This is a genomic window from Devosia sp. 1635 (assembly GCF_013185955.1).
In the GTDB taxonomy this organism is placed as follows: domain Bacteria; phylum Pseudomonadota; class Alphaproteobacteria; order Rhizobiales; family Devosiaceae; genus Devosia.
Genome location: NZ_JABAOM010000001.1, coordinates 703,736 through 725,490, shown reverse-complemented (window position 1 = coordinate 725,490; position 21,755 = coordinate 703,736). Strand labels below are relative to the sequence as shown.

Below are 21,755 nucleotides of genomic sequence, written 5' to 3'. Positions count from 1 at the left end.
GGACGCGGCTCTGTGCGATTTTGAGGAAGAGCTTCTAGTCGATGCGCGGCGGTGGCAGGGGCGGTCCCCCATTGCCACCAGAGCCTGAACCGGAGTTCGGCGGCGGGGGTGGTGGTGGTGGGCCACCGTCCGAGCCAGGTCCTGGTCCGGGCCCCGGTCCGGGTCCGGGTCCGGGCCCCGGTCCGGGTCCGGGTCCAGGTCCAGGTCCGGGTCCTGGTCCGGGTTCAGGTCCGGGTCCGGGTTCAGGTCCGGGTCCAGGTCCAGGTCCAGGTCCAGGTCCAGGTCCAGGTCCAGGTCCAGGTCCAGGTCCAGGTCCAGGTCCGGGTCCAGGTCCAGGTCCCGGTCCAGGTCCAGGTCCAGGAGGCGGTCCCGGAGGAGGGCCAGGAGGACGTGGCGGCGGCCGGGGAGGATTCCAATCCGGCGGGCCGAAATTGAAGCTGAACACCGTCGCGGGCACCCTGGGGCGCCGCAGTTCGGCCAGATAACGGCCGGAAACCCAGCCTTCGGTGCGCCGGGTTTCGACGTAGCACCAGCCGCGGCGGCAGCCATCGACCTCGACGCGATCCCCTTGCCGCAGGACGGCGACTGGCGCGTAGTTGGTCCCAGGTCCGGTTCGAACATTGACGTTTGTTGTCGCCACGGCGGGCGCGGCAAGTGCAGCTCCGGCCATGCCGAAGAGCATCAAGCCGCCTAAGGCGGCGGGTAGCGATTTCGATTTCATTGCCGGAGTGTCCTCTTTGGTTACGAGCGCTTTGCGCCCTTGGCGCAAGCGGCGCCTCGTGAGGTCGACACCAGCATTAATGGCGGCGGCGTGAAGCCTGTTCCGTCACCGATGGTTGATAAGAATGAAGGGAAAATATGCTGTAAATCAGCGGGTTAGCAGCGGATCACCTGCTATGTGCAAGAGGCACGAAAAAGCCGCGCCACCGAGTGGGGCGCGGCTGTTTTGCTTCTTAGCTACGGTCGCAATTGGGCCAGTTGGGCATGCCCAAAGTGCACTTGGCGCCGTCATCGCGCGGACGATCAGGACCGGCATTGCCGCGGTCCGGACCATCGCCACGGCCTGGGCCATCACCGCGGCCGTCGCCACGCCCCGGACCGTCGCCACGGCCATCACCGCGACCCGGGCCATCGCCGCGGCCGTCACCGCGGCCAGGCCCACGGCCGTCCCAGTCACGATCAGGGCGGCGCGGACCGTCCCAGTCACGCCCTGGACGATGGCGCGGGGCTTCCCAACGTGGGGGCGCACCGAAATCGAACTGGAACACGGTGGCAGGACGCGAAGGACGGTTGCGTTCGGCCAGGTAGCGCCAGGAAACCCAACCCTCGGTGCGGCGGGTCTCGATATAGCACCAGCCGGCGCGACAGCCTTCGACATCAACGCGATCACCACGGCGCAGCGTATCGACAGCGTAGTAATCGGTCCCGGGACCGGAACGAACATTAACGTTGGCGGTGGCAATAGCGGGCGCGGCAAGTGCGGCTCCGGCCATGCCAACCAGCATGATGCTGCTCAAGGCAGCCCTTAGCAATTTTGATTTCATTGCCGCGATGTCCTTTTAAGTTTGGGGGGCGATTCCGCCCTGAGCGCACAAAGCGCCTAATGAGGTGAACGGCGGATGAACGGCGCACGGCCCGGCTTGTTCCCTCGCTGCGCGGCAGGCAAACTTGACGAATGTGGTTCGGGCTTCGCCCCTAGTCGGCCGGTGAAACAGATGAGCGACCAAGCTCGGTCAGGCCATAGACGCCCCGGCTTTCACGCACGAACCAGCCATAGACATTGCGGCGCAGGATGATGGGAGCGCGATCGACAACCGTCCTGAGTTGTTTGGGTGACTGGGGCCCGGCCAGCATGGCCTGGGCGCAGGCGATGCAATCCTGCCGGTAGGCGGTCATGATGGGCTGGCGGTTGCCGCCGCCCTTGTTGGGATCGCCGATGCGGCGGCGATGCTCGTCAAGGAGGCGCGAGCGGCGCTTGGGGTTGCGGCGCGGGGTGGCGGCAAAGGGAGCCACCAGCACCTCGACCGCTCCCGAGGTCGAGACGCCGAGCAGGCCAAAACCCAAGCGACGGCAGAGATTGCGATAGCGCGCATCGGCTTCGCGCCCCCTGCCCGCCTTGGAGAGGCGCGCGGCGAGCCAGACTTCGTCGCAGGCGGGGGCGCGATCCACGCCCTGCAGCACGAGTTCGAGATTGAAGCTCAGCTTGAGCTCGCAGACCACCAGAACGGGCGGCTCGCCTTCGCGCACACCCAAGAGGTCGCAGCCATTGACCTCGCCTTTGACGGTGAAGCCCTGTTTTTCCATGAAGCGTTTGAGGGGAGGATAAAGGTCGCTTTCGGCCATGGCACCGCTGTTGATTTGCCGGGGACATGGACAGCGCGGCAGCCCGTCGCGCCGGGCCGATGAGGGCGAAAGACGCGGGGGCGGCTCGTGTTGCAAATGTCGCTCACGGGGGCTCGCAGGCCCCAAAACGGCATGTTAGCATGATTCTGCGCAAGCCTCCGGGGCGAGCGGAAACGGGTGGATGCTGGCAAACCAGTGCACAACAACCCGGCCGCCGAGACCCCGACCTTTGCGCAAGCCAAAGTTCTCTGGGAGGAGACAATGAACATGCTACGCACCACTTCGGTGGCTATCGGCGTCTTGCTGCTTTCGACCGGGCTGACTGCCGCGCAGCCCGAGATCGTCGAAGGCCCGTCCGACGACGCGCAATGCTACGTGCCCACCACGGAAGACACCCAGTTCTTCCAGTTTCCCGCCAAAACCGGCCCCTATCGCATCGCGCTGGCCAATGGCTATGTCGCCAATACCTGGCGCATCCAGATGATCCAGACGGCCAAGGCTTATGCGGCGCAGCCCGAAGTCGCCGAGCGGCTGGAGGAATTCAAGGTCGTTTCCACCGGCGAGGACGTGGCGGCGCAGATTTCGGCCATCAACAACTTCATCGATTCCGGCTACGACGCCGTGGTTGTCAACGCGCAGAACCCGCAGGCTTTTGCACCGGTGATCAAGCGCGCCAGGGATGCCGGGGTGATCCTCGTGGCGTTCGACAATACGCTCGACACCAAGGATGCCATCAACGTCAATGTTGACCAGAAGGGCCTCGGCGAGCTCTGGGGCAATTGGCTGGTGCAGCACCTGCCCGAGGGCGGCAAGATCCTGGAAGTACGCGGGGTCGCCGGCACTTCGGTCGATACCGATCGCCATAACGGCATCCACGAAGTGTTCGCCAATTCGGGCAAGACCTTTGAAGTGGTCGAGGTCGTGGGCAAGTGGGACGATGGCGTGGCCCAGAAAGCCGCGGCCGACGCCTTTGCCGTGCATGGCCAGTTCGACGGCATTACCGCGCAGGGCGGTGACACCGGCGTGGTGCAGGCCATGCTCGATGCCAAGCACCCGATGGTCCCCTTTGGCGGGGAAACCGAGAACGGGTTCCGCAAGTTCTGCGCGCAATATTCGACCGATGGGCTCAAATGCTCTTCGGCGGGCTCGGGGCCAGCGCAGGTCGCCGTGGCGATCAAGACCGCCATCGATGCGCTCGACGGCAAGGTGATCCCGCAGGCGATCAACCTGCCGCTCGACATCACTGAAGATCCCAACTTCGTTGACGGCACCAATTTCTACACCGCCGAATCCGACAACTTTTTTGTCGGCAACTCCTTCCCCACCTGCGGCATCAATTTCAGCGCGCAGGAAATCATGAGCCAGACCGAAGGCAATCAGTAAGGGCCTATTGCGGGGGCCTTCGGGCTCCCGCACCCGGTGGATGGCTTGGGGGTGACATGGACAATACCGCTCCGCTCTTTCGCATGGAAGGGATATCCAAACGCTATGGTGGCGTGCGGGCGATGGAGAAGGCCGACCTCGTGGTCGAGGCCGGGCGCGTGCACGCTATCCTCGGCGAAAACGGTGCGGGGAAGTCGACGCTGATCAAAATCATGTCGGGGGTGGTGGCGCCCGACGAAGGGCAGATGTTCCTCGATGGCCGGCCGGTGAGCTTTCCCGATCCGGGGGCGGCGAATGCGGCGGGGATCGTCTGCATCTTCCAGGAACTGTCGCTGATCCCCGAGCTTTCGGTGGCCGACAACATCATTGCCGCCAACCCGCCGACACGGTTCGGGCTCATCAACCGGCGCGAGCAGCGGCGGCTGGCCGAAGCGGCCCTGGCCCGGGCGGGGGCCGAGGACATCCATCCCCTGGCGCTGATCAAGGATTTGCCGCTGTCGCGCCGGCAATTGGTGGAGATCGCCAAGGCGCTGGCGCGCAAGCCGCGGCTGCTGATCCTGGATGAAGCCACTTCTGCGCTGACCGCGGCAGACGTCGCCAAGGTGTTTGGCGTGCTCAAGCGGTTGCGCAGCGAGGGGCTGGGACTGCTCTATATTTCGCACCGCATGCATGAGATCGCCGAATTGGCTGATACCTGCACGGTGTTTCGCAATGGCAGCAAGGTCGCCAGTTTTGCGGCGGGCACGCGCAGCGACAGCGAAGTCATCGAGATGATGATCGGGCGGGAATATTCCAATGTGTTTCCGCCCAAGCCGGCGCCCCTGCCCGCTTCGATCAGGCCCGTGCTGGCTGTGCGGAACCTGACCTGGACCGACCGGCTCAACAACATTTCCTTTGGCGTGCGGCCCGGCGAAGTCCTTGGGCTTGGGGGGCTCGACGGCCAGGGGCAGCGCGAATTGCTGCTCGCCCTCTTCGGGGTGTTGCGCGGCACCGGCGGGGAGATCCTCGTCGATGGGCAAGCGAGAAAGCTCACCGGTCCGCGCGCCGCCAAGGCGCCGCCGGTCGGCATGGCGCTGATCCCCGAGGATCGCAAAACCGAGGGGCTGATGCTGCCCATGTCGGTGCTGGAGAATCTGAGCCTGGCGAGCATGAGCCGTATTTCCCATGCCGGCATCATCGACAAGGGGGCCGAACGGCAAGCGGCCGACGAGATGATCAAGCTCTTGGCGATCAAAACGGCCAGCACCGAAGTGCCGGTGGGAGCGCTTTCGGGCGGCAACCAGCAAAAGGTGGTGATTGCCAAATGGCTGATGGGGCAGCCGCGCATCATCCTCCTCAATGATCCCACCCGCGGCATCGATGTGGGCACCAAGCAGGAAATCTACCAGCTGTTGCGCCAGCTGGCGGATGGGGGCGCGGCGATCATTCTCTACTCCACCGATTATGACGAGCTGATCGGCTGCTGCGACCGGGTGCTGGTGATGTATGACGGCGCGATCAAGCGCGAACTGGTGGGCGAGGAGATCACCGAGCGCGCGCTGATCGGCAGTGCCCTCAACGTGGAAATGACGAGGGAGGCCGGCGCACCGGCACAAGTATGAGAGACTGGCGCTTTCATTTCGCGGCCCAGCGCGGCACGCTCCTGGCGTTGCTGATCTTTGTGGCGATGTTCACGCTCTATGTCGCCAACCACCCCGCGGGGTTCACCGCCAATGTGGTGCAGACCGCGGCCAACAAGGGCGTTTTGCTGGCCTTCGTCGCGATGGCGCAGACCTTTGTGGTGCTGACTGCCGGGATCGACCTGTCGGTCGGGATGATCTTCATTCTCGCCAATTGTGTGGCCTCGTACCTCCTGGGTGGCACGAGTTGGGAAACGGGGCTCGGGCTTTGCGCCACGCTGCTGGTGGGCGTGGCATGCGGGGCGATCAATGGCTTGATCGTGATCTTCGGGCGCTTGCAGCCCATCGTCGCGACTATCGCCACGGGGGCGGTCTATTTCGGCATTGCCTTGATCCTGCGACCCTTTCCCGGCTCCGGCCCCAACTTCAACTCCGGCTTGGCCGACGCGCTCACCGGGCGCTTGTTCGGCGTTGTCCCGACGAGCCTCGTCGTGCTGCTCGGGGTCGTGCTGGTGATCTGGGTGCCATTCCAGCGCTCGGTGCTGGGGCGCGCCGCCTATGCGGTCGGGTCGGCTGAGATGGCCGCCTATATGTCGGGCATGCCGATCCGGCGGGCCAAGTTCCTTGCCTATGTGCTCTCGGGCCTCCTAGCAGCGATTGGCGGGATCTTTTTGACCTTCTTCACCTATTCGGGCGAAGCCTCGCTCTCCAACGGCAACACCTACACGCTCTATGCCATCGCCGCGGTGGTGCTGGGCGGGGTGTCGCTGTTTGGCGGGCGTGGCTCGGCGATCGGCGCGATCTTTGGCGCCCTCGCCTTCCGCGCCATCGGCGATCTGTTGTTCGTGTTCGATCTTGATCCGCTTTACCAACCGCTGTTCCAGGGCATTGTGCTGCTGCTGGCGGTGTCGCTCGGTTCGGCCCGGCTGTTCCAGGTTCGCAACCGGCTCGACCTGTTTTCGTGAGGCCGCGATGAGCATCCAGGCGCATTCCGCTCCCGCCGACCGGTGGAGCACGCTGCGGCAAAGCCTCGATCTGCCGGTGCTGACTGCCTTTGGCTGCATCATCGTGCTGCTGGTGGTGGGGAGCCTTTATTCCCCCAACTTCCTGTCGCCAGAATATCTGCTGCAGCAACTCAAGGTGGGGGCGTTCCTGGGCATCATTGCCACCGGCATGATGCTGGTGATCCTCTTGGGCCAGATCGACCTGTCGGTGCCCTGGACGGTAACGGTGGGGGCGATGATGGCTTCGGCGGCCGCCGCCTATGGGCCGATGGGCGAGTTCTTCGCCATTCCATTTGGGGTGCTGTGCGGAGTGTTGCTGGGGCTCGTCAATGGTGTGGGCGTTGCCTATCTGCGCATCCCGTCCATGATCATCACCCTTGCGGTCAACGCGGTCGCGCAAGGGCTGATGGTGGCCTATTCCGGGGGCTCGTCGCCGCGCGACTCGGCTTCAGCCGCGATGCGCTTCATTGCAACGGGCGATCCGATCCTGGGCATTCCCAATGCGGTGATCGGCTGGGCCATCACTGGAGCGCTGGCGGTGTTCCTGCTGCAGCGCACGACTTTTGGACGCTCGGTTTATGCCATCGGCAACAAGGAAAGCGCGGCTTACCTTTCGGGTATCCCCACCCAGCGGGTGGTGATGGTGGCGTTTGCGCTTTCGGGCGGGCTCGCGGCGCTCGGGGGCGTGATGCTGGCGGGATATGGCGGCAAGGCGGCGCAATCGATGGGGGATGCCTATTTGCTGCCGGCGATCGCCGCCGTGGTGCTGGGCGGCACTTCGATTTTGGGCGGGCGCGGCAATTATCTGGGCACGGTGGCAGGGGTGATCCTGATCACGCTGCTGCAATCAATTTTGTCGGTGATGCAGATGGCCGAATATGGCCGGCAGATCATCTATGGCGTGGTGATCGTGGCCATGCTGCTGCTGTATGGCCGCTCGCCCAAGCTCAAGGCGTGAGGGAATAAGGGGAAACGCTTGCGGGCCTACCACGTTGAGGTCCAGCTTTTCATCTCTGGAGACGATCATGGCCGCGATGCGCATTCCCCTCACCGACCACTCGCCCGTTGCCGACCGGGACCGGCGCGAACGCCTCGGCATCACCCTTGATGACCTCGCCGCCCGCGCGGGGATCTCGCCGCAGGAATTGACCAGCTATGAGCAGGCCAAGTCGGAAAGCGATGCGAGCCCGACCGTGGCAATGAAAGTGGCCGATGCGCTCGACGCCTTTGAAAGCGAGATCGAGGACGGCAGCGAAGAACCCGAAGCGCACCCGACCTGAGGCGGAGTGGCGTGAGCGGCGCCTGAGCGCCTGCGGGGCTGGTCGTTGTGCTCGGCGGCGGAGCGTGCGAAAACAGGCCACCCGAGAGGAGACAGCCGCATGTTCACGCAGATCCTGATCTATACCTTCTTTTTCGCGGCGGGCGTGCTGGCGCTGTTGGCGCTGCTGCGCGCCTTTTCGGCGCGGGATGTGCCTGATGTGACGCGCTTTCACACCCTGCTCACCGACTTAGCGCTGGCACTGATGCTGGTGGGGTTCGGGCAGGTGCTGCGGCTGTTGTTTGCCATTCTCCAGGGCTAAAGAGCGCTCGCCCGTTAGCGGGCGCCGTAGATTGACAGGACGACCAGTATAGATGCCGAAAACCGGAAGCTGCGAATGCGGGGCCGTGACCTACAGGATCGCGGCGGACGAGCCGGTGCATGTTTATGCGTGCCACTGCCTCGATTGCCAGTTGCGCAGCGGCAGTGCCTTTGCGGAACACGCCATGGTCCGCGCCGCCAGCTTTGAATGCGAGGGGGAACTGGACGCCTATCGGCGCAAGATCGAGGGCATGGTTTCCGAAGAACTGTTCTGCCGGGAATGCCATACGCGCCTCTTCAACCGCAATGATGTGCTCCCGGGCATGGTGTTCCTGCGCGCTGGCACCTTGAACGAGCGGCAGGCGATTGCGCCGGTCGCGCATCTGTGGACCAGCCGCAAGCAAGCCTGGGTGATGCTGCCCGAGGGCGTTCCGGCTTTTCCCGAGTCGCCGACGCCGGCTGAATTCGGCGCGGCGATTGGGCAGGCCCAGAGCCGGGTTGAGGCTGCGGGCGCCGTCTAGCTGGGAGGGGGCGATGGCGGGTGACGATCTGGGGGCGATCTATCGGCGCTATATCGACTGCCTCAATGCCCAGGACTGGGAGCGGCTGGGCACGTTCGTGCATGCGGAAGTCAGCCATAACGGGCGGGCGTTCGGGCTGGCGGGTTATCGCGCGATGCTGGAGGAGGATTTTCGGCAGATCCCGGATCTGCGGTTCCAAATCGACCTGCTGGTCTGCGAGGGGGCCAATGTGGCGGCGCGCTTGTGGTTCGACTGCACGCCACGCGGGAGCTTTCTCGGGCGGCCGGTAAATGGGCGGCGGGTGCAATTCGCGGAGCACGTGTTTTACCGATTCGAGGATGGGCAGATCAAAACGGTCTCGTCGGTGCTGGACAAGTCGGCGGTCGAGGCGGCGTTGCCGAGTTGAGCAAAAGAAAAGGCGGGATTGCTCCCGCCTTTTGCGTCACGGTTGCAGCTCGACTAGCGCTTGGCGGCCACCTCATCGATGGTCAGCGGCCCGAAGTCGTTGCCCCAGGAATTGCGGATATAGCTGCCGATCTGGGCGATGTCCTCGTCGCTGAGCTCATCACCAAAGGGTGGCATATAGCCCAAGCCATGGATCACGGTTGAGGCGACATGGCCGGCATCGGCCAGGTTCTGGTTGCCGGCAAGCACTGCGCCGGCGCCGCCCTGACCGTTGACGCCATGGCAGGCCGAGCAGGTGGAGACGAATTTAGGCTGGCCGGCACTGACGAGAGAAGCAAGATCGGCCTCCCCTGCCCCGGCGGCCGGTGCGGCGGCAGCATTATCGGGAGCCGCGCCTCCCGCGGGTGCCGTTTCGGTCCCCTGATTGGCCGGGTTCTCCCATTCCTCGGGGCCACCGGCAGGCGGCACGGCTTCGGACGCAGGCGCGTCGGTTGGCACGTCGCCGGCGGTGCCAATCACGCTGCCTTCCTCGCCACCATAGGTGAACTTAAGGATCGCGCCGGGATTGTGCAGCACGCTCGTGGTCAGCTCGTCGCCATACAGCTGGACGACGGAGCCAAAGGCGTCGGTGGCGATGAAGACATCTCGGCCATTGGGGGCGATGATTACGTCACGATAGCGGTTCTGGCTGCCGAGCCAGGCTTCGGGCAGGCCATCGACCGATTTGCCGTCTTCGCTCATATGCTGGACGTAGAGCACGCCATGCTTGAGGGTCGGCATCAGGATGGAATTGTCCCACTCGGCAATGCCGTTCTCGCCGGCTTCGTAGAACAGCACCGATGCGGGGGCGATGGTGGGGTTGCAGATGAAGCCGCACTGCTCGCCAAAGGGGAAGTCACTGTCGACGGTGAAATAGGTGGCGAGCGGATCCACCATCTCGCCCTCGAACTCGGTTTCAGCCGTTTGCGGGACCGTGTCGGGCACTGGAGTAACGATGCGCTCGATATCGGACGGGGCCTCGCTCCAGTTGATATAGGAATAGGCCATGTCATCCTTGAAGCCGGCGACATTGGGCCAGCCATAATTGCCGCCGGGCTGGATGATGTTGAGCTCGTCGTCGCTCGAGGGGCCATGCTCGGCTTCGTAGAGCGTGCCATCAGGACCAAAGGCAATGCCCTGCGGATTGCGGTGGCCATAGCTGTAGATGTGGCTGCGCACGCCGTCGATCTCCGGGTTGTCCTCGGGGATGGAGCCGTCGAGTTCCATGCGCAGGATCTTGCCCGAATAGGTGTGCCAGTCCTCGGCGCTGACTTCCTCGGCGGTCGGCAAAGCCTGAGCGAGGTTGGGGCGGCGGAAGTTGCGCCCGAAATTGGCGCCCTGCTCGCCGATGGAATAGTGGAGCTTCATGTCCGGACCGATGACGACGCGCCCGGCATTGTGGTCGTTCCAGGCCGGCAGCCCCTCGATGAGGACCGTGGGGTCGCTCAGTTGCATCGTGGCTTCGTCATAGGTGTAGCGCACGATCCGGGCGGATGGATCGGGCTCCTCGGCCGTGCCGTTGTTGACGGTGTAGCTCAGATACACATAGTCGTTGCCGGTGCCCTGAAGCAGTTCAGGATGAAGCGCCAGGCCCAGAAGGCCCTCGTGCTGCACGCCGGTGTAGACGTCATCAAGGGTCAGCAGCACCTGCTGGTTGCCGGTCTCGGGATCAACGCGAGTAACTTCTCCACTGGTGCGCTCGGTGACCCAAATCTGGTCGTCGGGACCCCAGCGCATGGCCCATGGATTGCTGAGGGCCGTGGACACAACGCGAGAGGAAAACAGCTCGTTCTGACCCTTGGGGATCTCGACGGGCGTTTCTTGCGCCGAGGCAAGCATGGGCATGGCGAGCAGGCCGGCCAGTGCTACTCCAGCGAGCAGGCTTTGGGTGGATAGGCGACCCATGCTGGTCTTGGCGCTTGAATTCATTGATATTCCTCCTGAACGAACTGACGCTGCGGCATTTTGGCCGCTAAGGCGCCGCATGGCAACCGGCTGGTTGCAAGAAGAGCGGACAATGGCCGGCAACGTTCATAGTAAGTTCTGCAAGAGAATCCGGTCTAGCAGTCAAGCCACTGATGGCATTGGACTTCGCGAAGCTTGGCGAGTGAGTCTTAAAACGGCCCTGCTTGATCTTGCGGGGTACGGCTCCTATGACACCGCCTTGGTTGTCGCCGTGCCCGGACAGGTCTGTCCGGGCTACCTGCCGCGGCAGCGTTGCCGTTTGCACCAGCCAGGACGGGCCGCCGATGAAGCCTTGGATCGAGCTTGATACCGCCAGCGTACCGGGTGGTGACACGCGGCTGCGGCTGATGCAGCGCGGGGACGAATATTCCATCATGCTGGGCACCAATGAGCTGATGAATAGCCGGCTCAGCGGCTCCGAAGAAGAACTCGCGCGGCTTGCCTGCGAGCCGATCAAGGCGCGCCCCAAGGCCCATATCCTGATCGGCGGGCTCGGGATGGGGTTCACGCTGCGGGCAGCGCTCACGCTGCTCGATGCGGATGCGCGGATTACCGTCGCCGAGATCGTGCCGCAGGTGATTGCCTGGGCGCATGGGCCCCTGGGGCCGGTTTTCGGTGATTGCCTCCTCGACCCTAGGGTGAGCGTGGTCGAGGCCGATGTGCGGCGGCTGATCGGAGCGGGGAAGAACGCCTATGACGCGGTGCTGCTCGATGTCGATAATGGCCCTGACGGGGTCAGCCGGGAAGGCAATGATGCGCTTTATAGCCGGCCGGGACTGGCGGCGGCGCGGGCGGCATTGCGTCCGGGCGGGGTCCTGGCTGTGTGGTCAGCCCATCCCAGCGCGGAGTTCACGCGCCGCCTCGAGGGCTCGGGCTTTGCCAGTGTCGAGGAGAACCGGGTGCGGGCTCGCTCTGGTGGGCGTGGGGCGCGTCACATGGTTTGGACGGCGCGAAAAGTCGGCTAGCCCGGAAGCAGGCGACCGGCCCGACGTTACAGGCCTGGGCCGGACCAGCCATTGTCCGTCGGTTCAACCGGGCAACGGAAGGGCAGGAAGGTGCTTGCCGCCCCGGCATTCATCATTGCCAGCGTGAGCGCATTGGCGATGTCCAGTTCCACCCGCGAGCGCGGGCAGGCCTCCACCGGTTCGGTGCAGCCACCGGCGATGAAGTTCTCGTTGGCGGCAATGAAGGCATAGTTGACCTGGGTCTCGTCGGCAGCGGCGACGGCATCCGTCCAGGCTGCCTGGTAAGCCCCGCATTTCTGCTCAACCCAGGAAGCCGATTGCTCCTGCCCCTGGGCGGGCATGATCATGGTCAGCACAATGGCCGCGAAGGGGAGCAGCTTCATGGGTTTTCCTCAGGCCGGGCGGTTTGGCGAGTCTCTCGTCCATGCTCCTTTGCCGGTGCTTTGGGGAAAGATCATGTCCGGGACAAAAAACTGGTGTGGTTGCACCCAGGTGAAGTGAGGGCTCACCCTCTGCTCTCTGCCCGGGAAGTATAGGCCTAGCCAGTTACTTGGGTCTGCTGCAGAGCGGCCCCTCAACCCACTTTACATATAATAGTACTTTTAGTAGGAGTGCATCACCGTCGCAGGTGAATACGCCGCGACTGGCACATGGGAGGTTACCAGTGAACATCATTACCAAGCTTGCCCTCGCGGCAGGCCTCGCTACCGCCTTGTCTTCCGCTACCCTGGCGCAGGATGTTTCCGGCAAGGTCATCGGCTTTTCCCAGATCGGTTCGGAATCGGGCTGGCGCGCGGCTGAAACGGCTGTGACCCGGCAGGAAGCCGAAGCGCGCGGCGTCGATCTCAAATTCGCCGATGCCCAGCAAAAGCAGGAAAATCAGATCAAGGCCATTCGCGGCTTTATCGCCCAGGGCGTTGACGCGATCCTCGTCGCGCCAGTGGTGGCGACCGGCTGGGACGACGTGCTGTCCGAAGCCAAGGAAGCCGAGATCCCGGTTGTGCTGCTCGATCGGGGCGTCGATGCCCCTGAGGATCTGTACCTCACTTCCGTGGCCTCTGACCAGGTGGAAGAAGGCCGTGTGGCCGGCCAGTGGCTAGTCGACAATGTTGGCGACGAGGACTGCAATGTCGTTGAGCTGCAGGGCACCGTTGGCTCCACGCCCGCGATCAACCGCAAGAAGGGCTTTGAAGAAGCCATTGCCGGCCACGACAACATCACCATCGGCCAGAGCCAGACCGGCGACTTTACCCGCGCCAAGGGCAAGGAAGTGATGGAAGCCTTCCTCAAGTCGTCCAATAATGGCGCCGATATCTGCGCCGTTTACGCTCATAACGACGACATGGCGGTTGGCGCCATCCAGGCGATCAAGGATGCCGGCCTCAAGCCCGGCACCGACATCAAGGTCGTGTCGATCGATGCCGTGCCCGACATCTTCCAGGCTATCGCGGCCGGCGAAGCCAATGCCACCGTCGAGTTGACGCCAAACATGGCCGGTCCGGCCTTTGATGCGCTGGCCGCTTACTGGGCTGATGGTACCGAGCCCGAGAAGTTCATCATCACCGAGTCCAAGCTCTATACCGCCGAGAACGATCCCGAGGGCGAATACGAGCGCCGCAAGGATCTCGGTTACTGACCTGATCGCATCGCAATTGCATCCCGGCTCCGCGTCGGGGTGCAAGTCAGACCCATGACCGGGCCGGCGAGCTGCCGACCGGCTCATCCAAGCGGGTCGGCCGAACCAGGAGGCGGTTTTGTCAGACGGCCCTTATGTGCTTGAAGCGCGCGGTATCACCAAGATTTTCGGCAATCACCTGGCGCTCGACCAAGTCGATTTCAGCCTGCGCGCGGGCGAGGTGCATGCGCTTCTGGGTGAGAATGGCGCCGGCAAATCCACGCTGATCAAGATCCTCACCGGCGCCTACCAGCCCGATGGCGGGCGGATCCTCGCAGAAGGGCGGCCAATTGTGCTGGCTAATCCGCAGCACGCTCAGACCCATGGCATCGGCACGGTGTATCAGGAGGTCAATCTCCTGCCCAATCGCTCGGTCGCCGAGAACCTATTCCTGGGGCACCAGCCGACGCGATGGGGCCTGGTGGACCGGCGCCGCATGGAGCGCGAAGCACGCGTGGTGCTGGCGCGCTATGGGCTGGCGCTCGACCCGGGCAGCGAGCTGGGTACCCATTCGGTGGCGGTGCAGCAGATCGTTGCCATTGCCCGGGCGGTCGAGCTTTCGGGCAAGGTGCTGATCCTCGACGAACCCACTGCGAGCCTTGACCGCAATGAAGTGGAGCGGCTGTTCGAGGTCATCAACGGGCTCAAGGCCCAAGGCATGGCGGTGGTGTTCATCACCCATTTCCTCGAGCAGGTGTTTGCCATCGCCGATCGCGTGACCGTGCTGCGCAACGGCAAGCTCGTGGGCACGCGCGACATCGATACGCTCAATCGCAGCGAAGTGGTGCGCCTGATGCTGGGCAAGGATATCGCCTTTTCCGGTGCCACCAGCCTTGACGCCGATGGGGCGCGCGGCGAGGTGCTGCTGGAGTTCAAGGGCTATGGCCGCAAGCGCAGCGTTCATCCCTTCGACCTGACCATCCGCAAGGGCGAGGTGATCGGGGTCGCGGGCCTGCTGGGGTCGGGCCGCACGGAAATGGCGCGCATCATGTTCGGGGCCGATGCTGCGGACGAAGGCAGCGTGTCGATGGAAGGCGTGCAGCTCGTCATCAATCGCCCAACGGATGCGATCAATCACGGATTTGGCTTCCTGCCCGAAGATCGCAAGATCGAGGGCATTTTCGGCGATCTGTCGGTGCGCGAAAACATTGTCATTGCGCTTCAGGGCAAGCTCGGGTGGTTCACCGCGCTCAGCCGCGATGAGCAGCTCGAGATTGCCGGCAAGTTCGGGGAATCGCTCGATATCCGCGCCGCTTCCCTCGACATGCCGATCAAGCTCCTGTCAGGCGGCAACCAGCAAAAGGCGATCCTCGCGCGCTGGCTCGCGACCGATCCGGCCTTCCTGATCCTGGATGAGCCCACGCGCGGCATCGATGTGGGCGCCCATGCCGAGATTGTGCGCACCATCAACCGCCTGCGCGACGATGGCATGGCACTGGTGGTGATCTCGTCCGAGCTCGACGAAGTGGTCGCTTATTCCTCGCGTATCGTCGTCATGCGCGACCGTGAACTCGTAGCCGAACTGCATGGCGAGCAAATGAGCCCGGCCGTGATCGTGCAGGCCATCGCCAACCACAAGGAAGGAGAGGAGGCATGATCCGCCAGTCACTCAACCGCCTCGCCAATCCGCAGCTCCTCGCCCTTGTCGGGGTGCTGCTGATCAACTGGCTGCTATTTCCCAACTTCTTTCGCATCACCTGGCAGGACGGGCGGTTTTTTGGCAGCCTGATCGACGTGCTCAATCGCGGGGCGCCAGTTGCCATTCTCGCCATCGGCATGGCGGGTGTGATCGCCACCAAGGGGGTGGACCTGTCGGTGGGCGCCATCATGGCCGTCGCGGGCGCGGCGGCGGCGAGCCTTGTCGTGGCAGGCTATCCGGCGCCCATTGCCGTGGCGGCGGCGCTGGGGCTCGGGCTCGCCTGCGGGTTGTGGAACGGGCTGCTGGTGGCGGTGTTCAACATCCAGCCGATCATTGCCACGCTGGTGCTGATGGTGGCGGGGCGCGGCATTGCCCAGCTGATCACCGAAGGCTCGATCGTCACCTTCAACAATCCCCTGCTGGTCTTTATCGGCACCGGCTCGTTTCTCGGCTTCCCCATGGCGGCAGTGATTGCGCTGGTGCTGATGGTGGGGGTGACGCTGCTGGTGCGACGCACCGCGCTCGGGCTCTTCATCGAGGCTGTCGGGGTCAATCGCGCCGCAGCGAGCCTCTCGGGTATTCGCAGCCGCATGCTGCTGTTCTTTGTTTATGCCCTCTCGGGACTATGCGCCGCGATCGCCGGGCTGATCGTCACTGGAGATATTCGCGGTGCCGACGCCAATAATGCCGGGCTGTGGCTCGAACTCGACGCGATCCTGGCCGTCGTGATCGGGGGCACGTCGCTGCTGGGCGGGCGCTTTTCGGTGCCGATGGCGGTGGTGGGGGCGCTCATCATCCAGGCCATGAACACCGGCATTCTCGTCTCCGGGTTCCGGCCCGAGTTCAACCTCATCGTCAAGGCTGGCATGATCTTCCTGATCCTGCTGGTGCAATCGCCGCTCGCCGGCCGGGTCATGCCGCGCAAGCTGGTGGCCGTGCCCAAGGTCAAGACCTCATGAATCGCAGTCTCCGGCCGCTTCTCGCCACCCTCGTCATTTTCCTCGTTGCCTATGGGCTGGCCGTGCTCCAGTTCCCCGGGATGTTCTCCACGCGCGTCCTGGGCAATTTCCTCACCGACAATGCGTTTCTGGGCATTGCGGCGGTGGGCATGACCTTTGTGATCATCTCGGGTGGCATCGATCTCTCGGTGGGCGCGGTGATCGGGTTTACCGGCGTGCTTGTTGCCGTGCTGATTACCTGGATGGGGCTGCATCCAGTGCTGGCTTTTGCCATTGCGCTGGGCGTAGCGGCGGCGTTCGGCGCCACAATGGGGCTGGCGATCCATTTCCTCCAGGTGCCCTCGTTCATCGTCACGCTCGCGGGCATGTTCCTCGCCCGTGGTGGCGCTTCGGTGATCACCCAGGATTCAGTGGGGATCGACCACCCGTTTGTGGATTGGCTCACAAGCCTCATCATCCGCTTGCCCGGTGGCGGGCGGCTGAGCTTTATCGGCCTCCTAATGCTCGGGATCTTCGCCTTGGGCGCGGTGCTCGCGCATCGCACCAAGTTCGGCTCCTATGTCTATGCCATTGGCGGCAATGCGACTTCGGCGGCGCTGATGGGGGTGCCGATGGCGCGCACGACGGTGCTGATCTACATCCTCTCGAGCACGATGGCCGGGCTGGCGGGGATCGTGTTTTCCATCTACACCTCGGCCGGTTATCCGCTGGCGGCGGTTGGCGTCGAACTCGACGCGATCAGCGCGGTGGTGATCGGGGGCACGCTGTTGACGGGTGGCTATGGCTTTGTGGTCGGAACCCTTGTGGGCGTGATGCTGCTGGGGCTCGTGCAAACCTACATCATCTTTGATGGCACGCTTTCGAGCTGGTGGACCAAGATCGTCATCGGGGTGCTGTTGTTCCTGTTCATCGTGCTGCAGCGGCTGATCTTCGCGGCCTCCGGTCCGGGGGAAAAGGTACCCGAGAAGGCCTGAGATGATCGAACCTGGCAGCCTTATCCGCTCGCTTTCCGGGCGGCCCGCTGCACGGAACTTCCATAGCTTCGTGATCAATGAAATCGGGCAAGCCATTGTGGGCGGAAGCTTTCCCGTCGGCTCCACGCTGGCCAGCGACGCGGAGATGATGGAGAGCTATGGCGTGTCGCGCACCGTGTTGCGCGAAGCGCTCAAGACGCTTGAGGCCAAGGGGCTGGTGGAAGCGCGGCCCAAGATCGGCACAAGAGTGTCGCCGCAAAGCCGTTGGAATTATTTCGACCCGCAGGTGTTGTCTTGGCACTTTTATGCCGCTCTGCCCCGTCCGTTCATCGAGGGTCTCTTTGAGGTGCGCGCGCCGCTGGAGGCGCAGGCAGCGGAACGGATGGCGCAGCGACGGACCGCCGAGCAGGTGCGCCTGATGAAATACTGGCTGCACCAGATGAGCACGGCCGACAGCAGCGCCGAACAGTTTGGCCTCGCCTGTCTCGAAATCCACCGCGTGCTGGCGGATGGATCGGGTAATCCCCTCCTTCGCTCGGTGCTGGGCGTGGTGGAACTCACCCTGGCGCTCGCGGTCTCAAAGGGCGGAGCCAATGTGCTGCCGCAATACGCCACCTGCGCGATCGGTCTCCATGATGAGCTGATCCACGCCATCGAAGCGGGCGACCGGGCTAAGGCGCGAGCGGCAATGGAAGCCAGCATTGCGCTTGATCTGGCCGAGGTGCTGCGCAGCGCCAAAAATGGCGCCGGCGGAGTCACTCGGCCGAGTATGCTTTAGCTTGGACGCGCCTATACTTACCCTTCTGCCCCCTCAACAATAGCTCCGCAGACGCTTGCGGAATTCATCATACAATTTTTGGTATTTGTATGTTGACTGGATTTGAGCCGTTTTCTACCAATCATGCAGTTCCCAAAGCGCAATAGCGCTGCCGGTGCTGGCCAGAATGCAGCCAGCAGGGGTGCCGATGCCTAGAGCAAAGCGCACGGACATGCATATGGGAGGATACCATGTTTCATCTGCCTAAATTGGCAGCGACGGCGCTCGTCGCTACGACCCTGATGCTTTCGACCGCCAGCGCGCAAACCGTGCTGCGCTCGTCCGACACGCATCCCGACGGCTACCCAACGGTGGAAGCAGTCAAGCATTTCGGCGAATTGCTGAGCCAGAAAACCGATGGCCGCTACAGCGTCGAAGTTTTCCATTCCGCCCAGCTGGGCGAGGAAAAGGACACGATCGAGCAGACGCAGTTCGGCGTCATCGATATGAATCGCATATCGATTGGTGCCTTTGGCACGCAGGTGCCGGAAGCCACGGTCACGCAGCTGCCCTATATCTTCCGCTCGGCCGATCACTTCCATGCGGTGCTGGATGGCCCGATCGGGGAAGAAATCCTGGCCGCCTTTGACAAGGTGGATGTGGTGGCGCTTGCGTTCTACGATGGTGGCGCGCGCTCGTTCTACAACAGCCAGAAGCCCATCACCTCCCCGGCTGACATCTCGGGCATGAAGATGCGCGTCATGCAGTCCGATATCTTCGTCGATATGGTCGCCGCCTTTGGTGGCAATGCCACGCCCATGCCCTATGGCGAAGTTTATTCGGGTATCCAGACCGGGGTGATCGATGGCGCGGAAAACAACTATCCCAGCTACGACACGGCCGGCCATGCGGAAGTGGCGAAATACTATTCGCTGGACGAGCACCTGATGGTGCCCGAAGTGCTGGTGATCTCCAAGGTGGTCTGGGATGGCCTGACGCCAGAAGACCAGGCGCTGTTCCGCGAAGCCGCCAAGGAGTCCGTTGCCAAGCAGCGCGAGCTCTGGGCCGCCAAGGAAGTGGAATCCAAGGCTGCCGTGGAAGCACTCGGTGCCGAGATCAACGAAGTCGACAAGGCTCCCTTTATCGAAGCGATGAAGCCGGTCTACGACAAATATGTCACCGACCCGGCGCTGCAGGATCTGGTTGCCCGCATCCAGGCCACCGAAGGCTAACCGGAAAAAACGGAGGCCGGCGCTCGGGCGCCGGCCAATTCCACCGCGCTCCGCCGCATGGCGCTGACGGGGGCGCGTGACGACTTGCGGGCCACCACGGGTGGCTCGGCAGGCTCACCCATGAGGTCCAACTGCAATGCGAACCTGGCTCTTGCCCACCAGCCGCCGGCTGGGACAGCTCTCGACCGTCATTTTATGGCTGGCCGGCATTGGCCTTGTGGCGATGACGGCGATCGTTGCCTACCAGGTGTTCATGCGCTTCGTGATCAACGCCTCCCCCGCCTGGACGGAGAGCGGCTCGATCATGCTGATGACCTGGTTCATCTTCCTGGGCGCAGCCGTGGGGGTGCGCGAGAACTTCCATATGGGCTTTGACGTGCTGCTTTACGTGCTGCCGCCCAGTGCCAAGCCATGGTTGCGCGCGATCAGTGATCTGTGCGTGTTTGCCTTTGCCCTTGGCATGGTTTTTTACGGCGGCGAGCTCGCAATCCGCTACTGGGCGACACGGATTCCGGTGCTCGGCCTCCCTACCTCATTCACCTACTTCCCCATCGTGATCTCCGGCGCCTTGATGTGCCTGTTTGCGGCCGAGCGCCTGCTGCTGCGCATGGCCGGCGAGCCCATCGATGATGTTGCCGCCGATCCCACGATCACCGAGGCCTGAACGCAATGGAATACTGGATTCTTTTTGGCGTCTTCACCGTCCTGATGGTGATCGGCACGCCTATCGCGTTTTGCCTGGGCATCGCGAGCTTTGCCACCATTGTGTATCTAGGCCGTCCGCCGATCGTGGTGTTCCAGCAGCTCAATTCAGGCGTGTCCGCGTTCAGCCTGCTCGCCATTCCGTTCTTCATCTTTGCCGGCGATCTGATGATGCGGGGTGGGATTGCTTCGCGCATCATCTCTTTTGCCGGCTCGCTGATCGGGCATGTGCGGGGCGGCCTCGGGCAAGTCAATATCGCCGCCTCAACACTGTTTGGCGGCATTTCGGGCTCAGCCGTAGCGGAAGCTGCGGCGGTTGGTGGCATCATGATCCCGCAGATGAAGGCGCGCGGCTATGGCGCTGATTATGCGGTCAATGTGACCTCCATGGCGGCGCTGATCGCGCTGCTGCTGCCGCCCAGCCACAACATGATCATCTATTCGCTCTCGGGCGGTGGCAATATCTCGATTGCCGATCTATTCACCGCCGGCATAATTCCGGGCTTGCTGTTGGCGGTCGTGCTGGCGATCACCGCTTATTTCGTTGCCGTCAAGCGCGGTTACCCCACCGAGCCTTTTCCGGGCTTTCGGCGCGCCGGCTACTTCTTCCTTGTTTCCATCCCTGGCTTGATGCTCATCGTCATCATCTTTGGCGGGGTGCGCTCCGGGATATTCACCGCGACAGAAAGCTCCTGCATCGCGGTGATCTATGCGCTGCTCGTGACCCTCATCATTTACCGCTCGCTCAACTGGAGCGAGTTCGTCCACGCCGTGTTGGGGGCGGTGCGGACCACGGCAATGGTGTTGTTTATCATCGGAGCGGCGGCGAGCTTTGCCTGGCTAATGGCCTATCTGAAGGTCGCGCTCATTCTGACCGAAGGCATGGCGACGATCTCCTCGGACCCCCTGCTGGTCCTGCTGATGATCAATGTGGCCCTGCTGCTGCTGGGCACCTTCATGGATATGGGACCACTGATCATCATCACGACGCCGATCTTCTTGCCGATGGTGAAGGCATTTGGCGTGGACCCCGTGCATTTCGGGGTGATCATGATCCTCAATCTCGGGATCGGGCTCAATACGCCACCGCTCGGGCCGGTGCAGTTCGTGGCGGCTGCGGTGGGCAAGATCAGCGTGATGGAGGCGATGAAGAGTATCTGGCCGTTCTACCTTGCCGGGATCGTGGTATTGGGCCTGGTCACCTATATCCCTGCCCTGTCGCTGTGGCTGCCGGCGTTGTTCAGGGGATAGGCGATGAGCGCGACCGAAAGCTCCCCTGCCCTGCGAAGACCAAAGCTTGCTGACCTCGTGACCGGAACGCTGCGCCGGCGGATCGCGGCGGGCGAATATGATGCGAGCGGCAAACTGCCTACTGAGGGGCAGATGACGACGATCTTCGGCGTCAGCCGCACGGTGGTGCGCGAGGCAATCGCAGCTCTTGCAGCCGACGGGCTGGTGCAGTCGCGCCAGGGCGCCGGGGTGTTCGTTGTGCCCAGTCCGGCCAGCCCCTTCAACGCCCTGGGGGCGGAAAGCGCCAACAAGATTTCCGTCGCCATCAACGTGCTTGAAGTGCGCATGGGCATCGAGATCGAAGCCGCGGGTCTGGCAGCGGTGCGGCGCAGCGCCAGCCAGGAAGCTGCCATTCAGGAGGCCTGGAACGAGTTTGGCCGTTTGCTCAAGCTGGGAATTCCCACGGGCAAGACCGACTTCGCTTTCCATCGCGCGATTGCCGCGGCAACCAACAACCCATTCTACACCGAGGTGCTCGAAGCGCTGGGTAGCCGAACCATTCCATGCGATGTGGCCTCGCCCTGGAGCACCGAAACTGTTCTAAGCCGTGAGTATCAGGCGGGGCTACAGCGAGAACACCGCGCTATCATGGAGGCGATCTCGGCACAGGACGCGGCCGCCGCACGTGAGGCCATGCGCCAGCATCTTTCCCGCAGCCAGGAGCGCTATCGCGCCCGCCTGCGCACCGTCTAACCCGCTTACCG

At 63.4% G+C, this 21,755-nt stretch carries 23 protein-coding genes; 18 read left to right on the top strand and 5 right to left on the bottom strand.

The features are described 5' to 3' along the window. Positions 1–242: 242 nt before the first annotated feature. The 3 genes from HRU92_RS20470 to HRU92_RS03595 form a co-directional block, all read right to left on the bottom strand. Positions 243–416 (bottom strand): hypothetical protein, encoded by a 174-nt coding sequence (locus HRU92_RS20470; protein ID WP_248306947.1) that lies wholly within the window; start codon positions 414–416, stop codon positions 243–245. 537 nt (positions 417–953) lie between these two features. Further along, complete coding sequence (locus tag HRU92_RS03600; protein WP_172123035.1) at positions 954–1,544, bottom strand: SH3 domain-containing protein; 591 nt, start codon at positions 1,542–1,544, stop codon at positions 954–956. 151 nt (positions 1,545–1,695) lie between these two features. After that, a complete protein-coding gene (locus tag HRU92_RS03595; RefSeq protein ID WP_172123034.1) occupies positions 1,696–2,343 on the bottom strand; it encodes a DUF2161 family putative PD-(D/E)XK-type phosphodiesterase in 648 nt (215 codons plus the stop codon). A 267-nt stretch (positions 2,344–2,610) separates the two neighbouring features. Here HRU92_RS03595 and HRU92_RS03590 point away from each other — a divergent pair, with 267 nt between their 5' ends. The 8 genes from HRU92_RS03590 (at position 2,611) to HRU92_RS03555 (ending at position 8,855) form a co-directional block, all read left to right on the top strand. After that, a complete protein-coding gene (locus HRU92_RS03590; RefSeq protein WP_248307017.1) occupies positions 2,611–3,726 on the top strand; it encodes a sugar ABC transporter substrate-binding protein in 1,116 nt (371 codons plus the stop codon). A 56-nt stretch (positions 3,727–3,782) separates the two neighbouring features. Further along, positions 3,783–5,327, top strand: a complete 1,545-nt coding sequence (locus HRU92_RS03585; RefSeq protein WP_172123032.1) for a sugar ABC transporter ATP-binding protein — start codon at positions 3,783–3,785, stop codon at positions 5,325–5,327. Further along, positions 5,324–6,310, top strand: a complete 987-nt coding sequence (locus HRU92_RS03580; protein WP_172123031.1) for an ABC transporter permease — start codon at positions 5,324–5,326, stop codon at positions 6,308–6,310. Before HRU92_RS03585 ends, HRU92_RS03580 begins: the two co-directional genes overlap by 4 nt. 7 nt (positions 6,311–6,317) lie before the next feature. Continuing rightward, positions 6,318–7,307: an ABC transporter permease gene (locus HRU92_RS03575; protein WP_172123030.1), complete on the top strand. Its 990-nt coding sequence runs from the start codon at positions 6,318–6,320 to the stop codon at positions 7,305–7,307. 67 nt (positions 7,308–7,374) lie between these two features. Then, entirely contained in the window at positions 7,375–7,629 is a 255-nt protein-coding gene (locus HRU92_RS03570; protein WP_172123029.1) for a helix-turn-helix transcriptional regulator, read from the top strand. Positions 7,630–7,728: 99 nt separating this feature from the next. Then, on the top strand, positions 7,729–7,929 hold the full coding sequence (locus tag HRU92_RS03565; RefSeq protein WP_172123028.1) for a hypothetical protein: 201 nt from the start codon (positions 7,729–7,731) through the stop codon (positions 7,927–7,929). A gap of 85 nt (positions 7,930–8,014) precedes the next feature. Then, positions 8,015–8,449: a GFA family protein gene (locus HRU92_RS03560; protein ID WP_210258530.1), complete on the top strand. Its 435-nt coding sequence runs from the start codon at positions 8,015–8,017 to the stop codon at positions 8,447–8,449. Positions 8,450–8,462: 13 nt separating this feature from the next. Further along, positions 8,463–8,855 carry an ester cyclase gene (locus tag HRU92_RS03555; RefSeq protein ID WP_172123026.1) on the top strand — a complete coding sequence of 131 codons (393 nt, stop codon included), beginning with the start codon at positions 8,463–8,465 and terminating at the stop codon, positions 8,853–8,855. A gap of 53 nt (positions 8,856–8,908) precedes the next feature. Here the strand turns inward: HRU92_RS03555 and HRU92_RS03550 are convergent, their stop codons facing one another. Then, positions 8,909–10,822, bottom strand: a complete 1,914-nt coding sequence (locus HRU92_RS03550) for a glucose/sorbosone family PQQ-dependent dehydrogenase (protein WP_248306946.1) — start codon at positions 10,820–10,822, stop codon at positions 8,909–8,911. Positions 10,823–11,142: 320 nt separating this feature from the next. Here HRU92_RS03550 and HRU92_RS03545 point away from each other — a divergent pair, with 320 nt between their 5' ends. Further along, positions 11,143–11,823 carry a hypothetical protein gene (locus HRU92_RS03545; RefSeq protein WP_172123025.1) on the top strand — a complete coding sequence of 227 codons (681 nt, stop codon included), beginning with the start codon at positions 11,143–11,145 and terminating at the stop codon, positions 11,821–11,823. Positions 11,824–11,849: 26 nt separating this feature from the next. Here HRU92_RS03545 and HRU92_RS03540 read toward each other — a convergent pair whose 3' ends face one another. Next, on the bottom strand, positions 11,850–12,206 hold the full coding sequence (locus HRU92_RS03540; RefSeq protein WP_127752740.1) for a hypothetical protein: 357 nt from the start codon (positions 12,204–12,206) through the stop codon (positions 11,850–11,852). A gap of 281 nt (positions 12,207–12,487) precedes the next feature. Between HRU92_RS03540 and ytfQ the strand changes: the two genes are divergently transcribed. The 9 genes from ytfQ (at position 12,488) to HRU92_RS03495 (ending at position 21,744) form a co-directional block, all read left to right on the top strand. Further along, complete coding sequence (gene ytfQ / locus HRU92_RS03535) at positions 12,488–13,459, top strand: galactofuranose ABC transporter, galactofuranose-binding protein YtfQ (RefSeq protein ID WP_349236688.1); 972 nt, start codon at positions 12,488–12,490, stop codon at positions 13,457–13,459. 118 nt (positions 13,460–13,577) lie between these two features. Next, a complete protein-coding gene (locus HRU92_RS03530; RefSeq protein WP_173087585.1) occupies positions 13,578–15,095 on the top strand; it encodes a sugar ABC transporter ATP-binding protein in 1,518 nt (505 codons plus the stop codon). Next, complete coding sequence (locus HRU92_RS03525; protein WP_127752737.1) at positions 15,092–16,096, top strand: ABC transporter permease; 1,005 nt, start codon at positions 15,092–15,094, stop codon at positions 16,094–16,096. The genes HRU92_RS03530 and HRU92_RS03525 overlap by 4 nt, the downstream gene beginning before the upstream one ends. Next, on the top strand, positions 16,093–17,070 hold the full coding sequence (gene yjfF, locus HRU92_RS03520; protein ID WP_172123023.1) for a galactofuranose ABC transporter, permease protein YjfF: 978 nt from the start codon (positions 16,093–16,095) through the stop codon (positions 17,068–17,070). Before HRU92_RS03525 ends, yjfF begins: the two co-directional genes overlap by 4 nt. 1 nt (position 17,071) lies before the next feature. Further along, positions 17,072–17,848, top strand: a complete 777-nt coding sequence (locus HRU92_RS03515; protein ID WP_172123022.1) for a FadR/GntR family transcriptional regulator — start codon at positions 17,072–17,074, stop codon at positions 17,846–17,848. Positions 17,849–18,078: 230 nt separating this feature from the next. Further along, entirely contained in the window at positions 18,079–19,059 is a 981-nt protein-coding gene (locus tag HRU92_RS03510) for a TRAP transporter substrate-binding protein (protein ID WP_172123021.1), read from the top strand. Positions 19,060–19,195: 136 nt separating this feature from the next. Then, positions 19,196–19,723 carry a TRAP transporter small permease gene (locus HRU92_RS03505; RefSeq protein ID WP_172123020.1) on the top strand — a complete coding sequence of 176 codons (528 nt, stop codon included), beginning with the start codon at positions 19,196–19,198 and terminating at the stop codon, positions 19,721–19,723. Between the two features lie 5 nt (positions 19,724–19,728). Beyond that, positions 19,729–21,012, top strand: coding sequence for a TRAP transporter large permease (locus tag HRU92_RS03500; RefSeq protein ID WP_172123019.1), 1,284 nt, complete (start codon positions 19,729–19,731; stop codon positions 21,010–21,012). 3 nt (positions 21,013–21,015) lie between these two features. Then, positions 21,016–21,744, top strand: a complete 729-nt coding sequence (locus tag HRU92_RS03495) for a FadR/GntR family transcriptional regulator (RefSeq protein ID WP_173087584.1) — start codon at positions 21,016–21,018, stop codon at positions 21,742–21,744. The last annotated feature ends 11 nt before the right edge of the window (positions 21,745–21,755 follow it).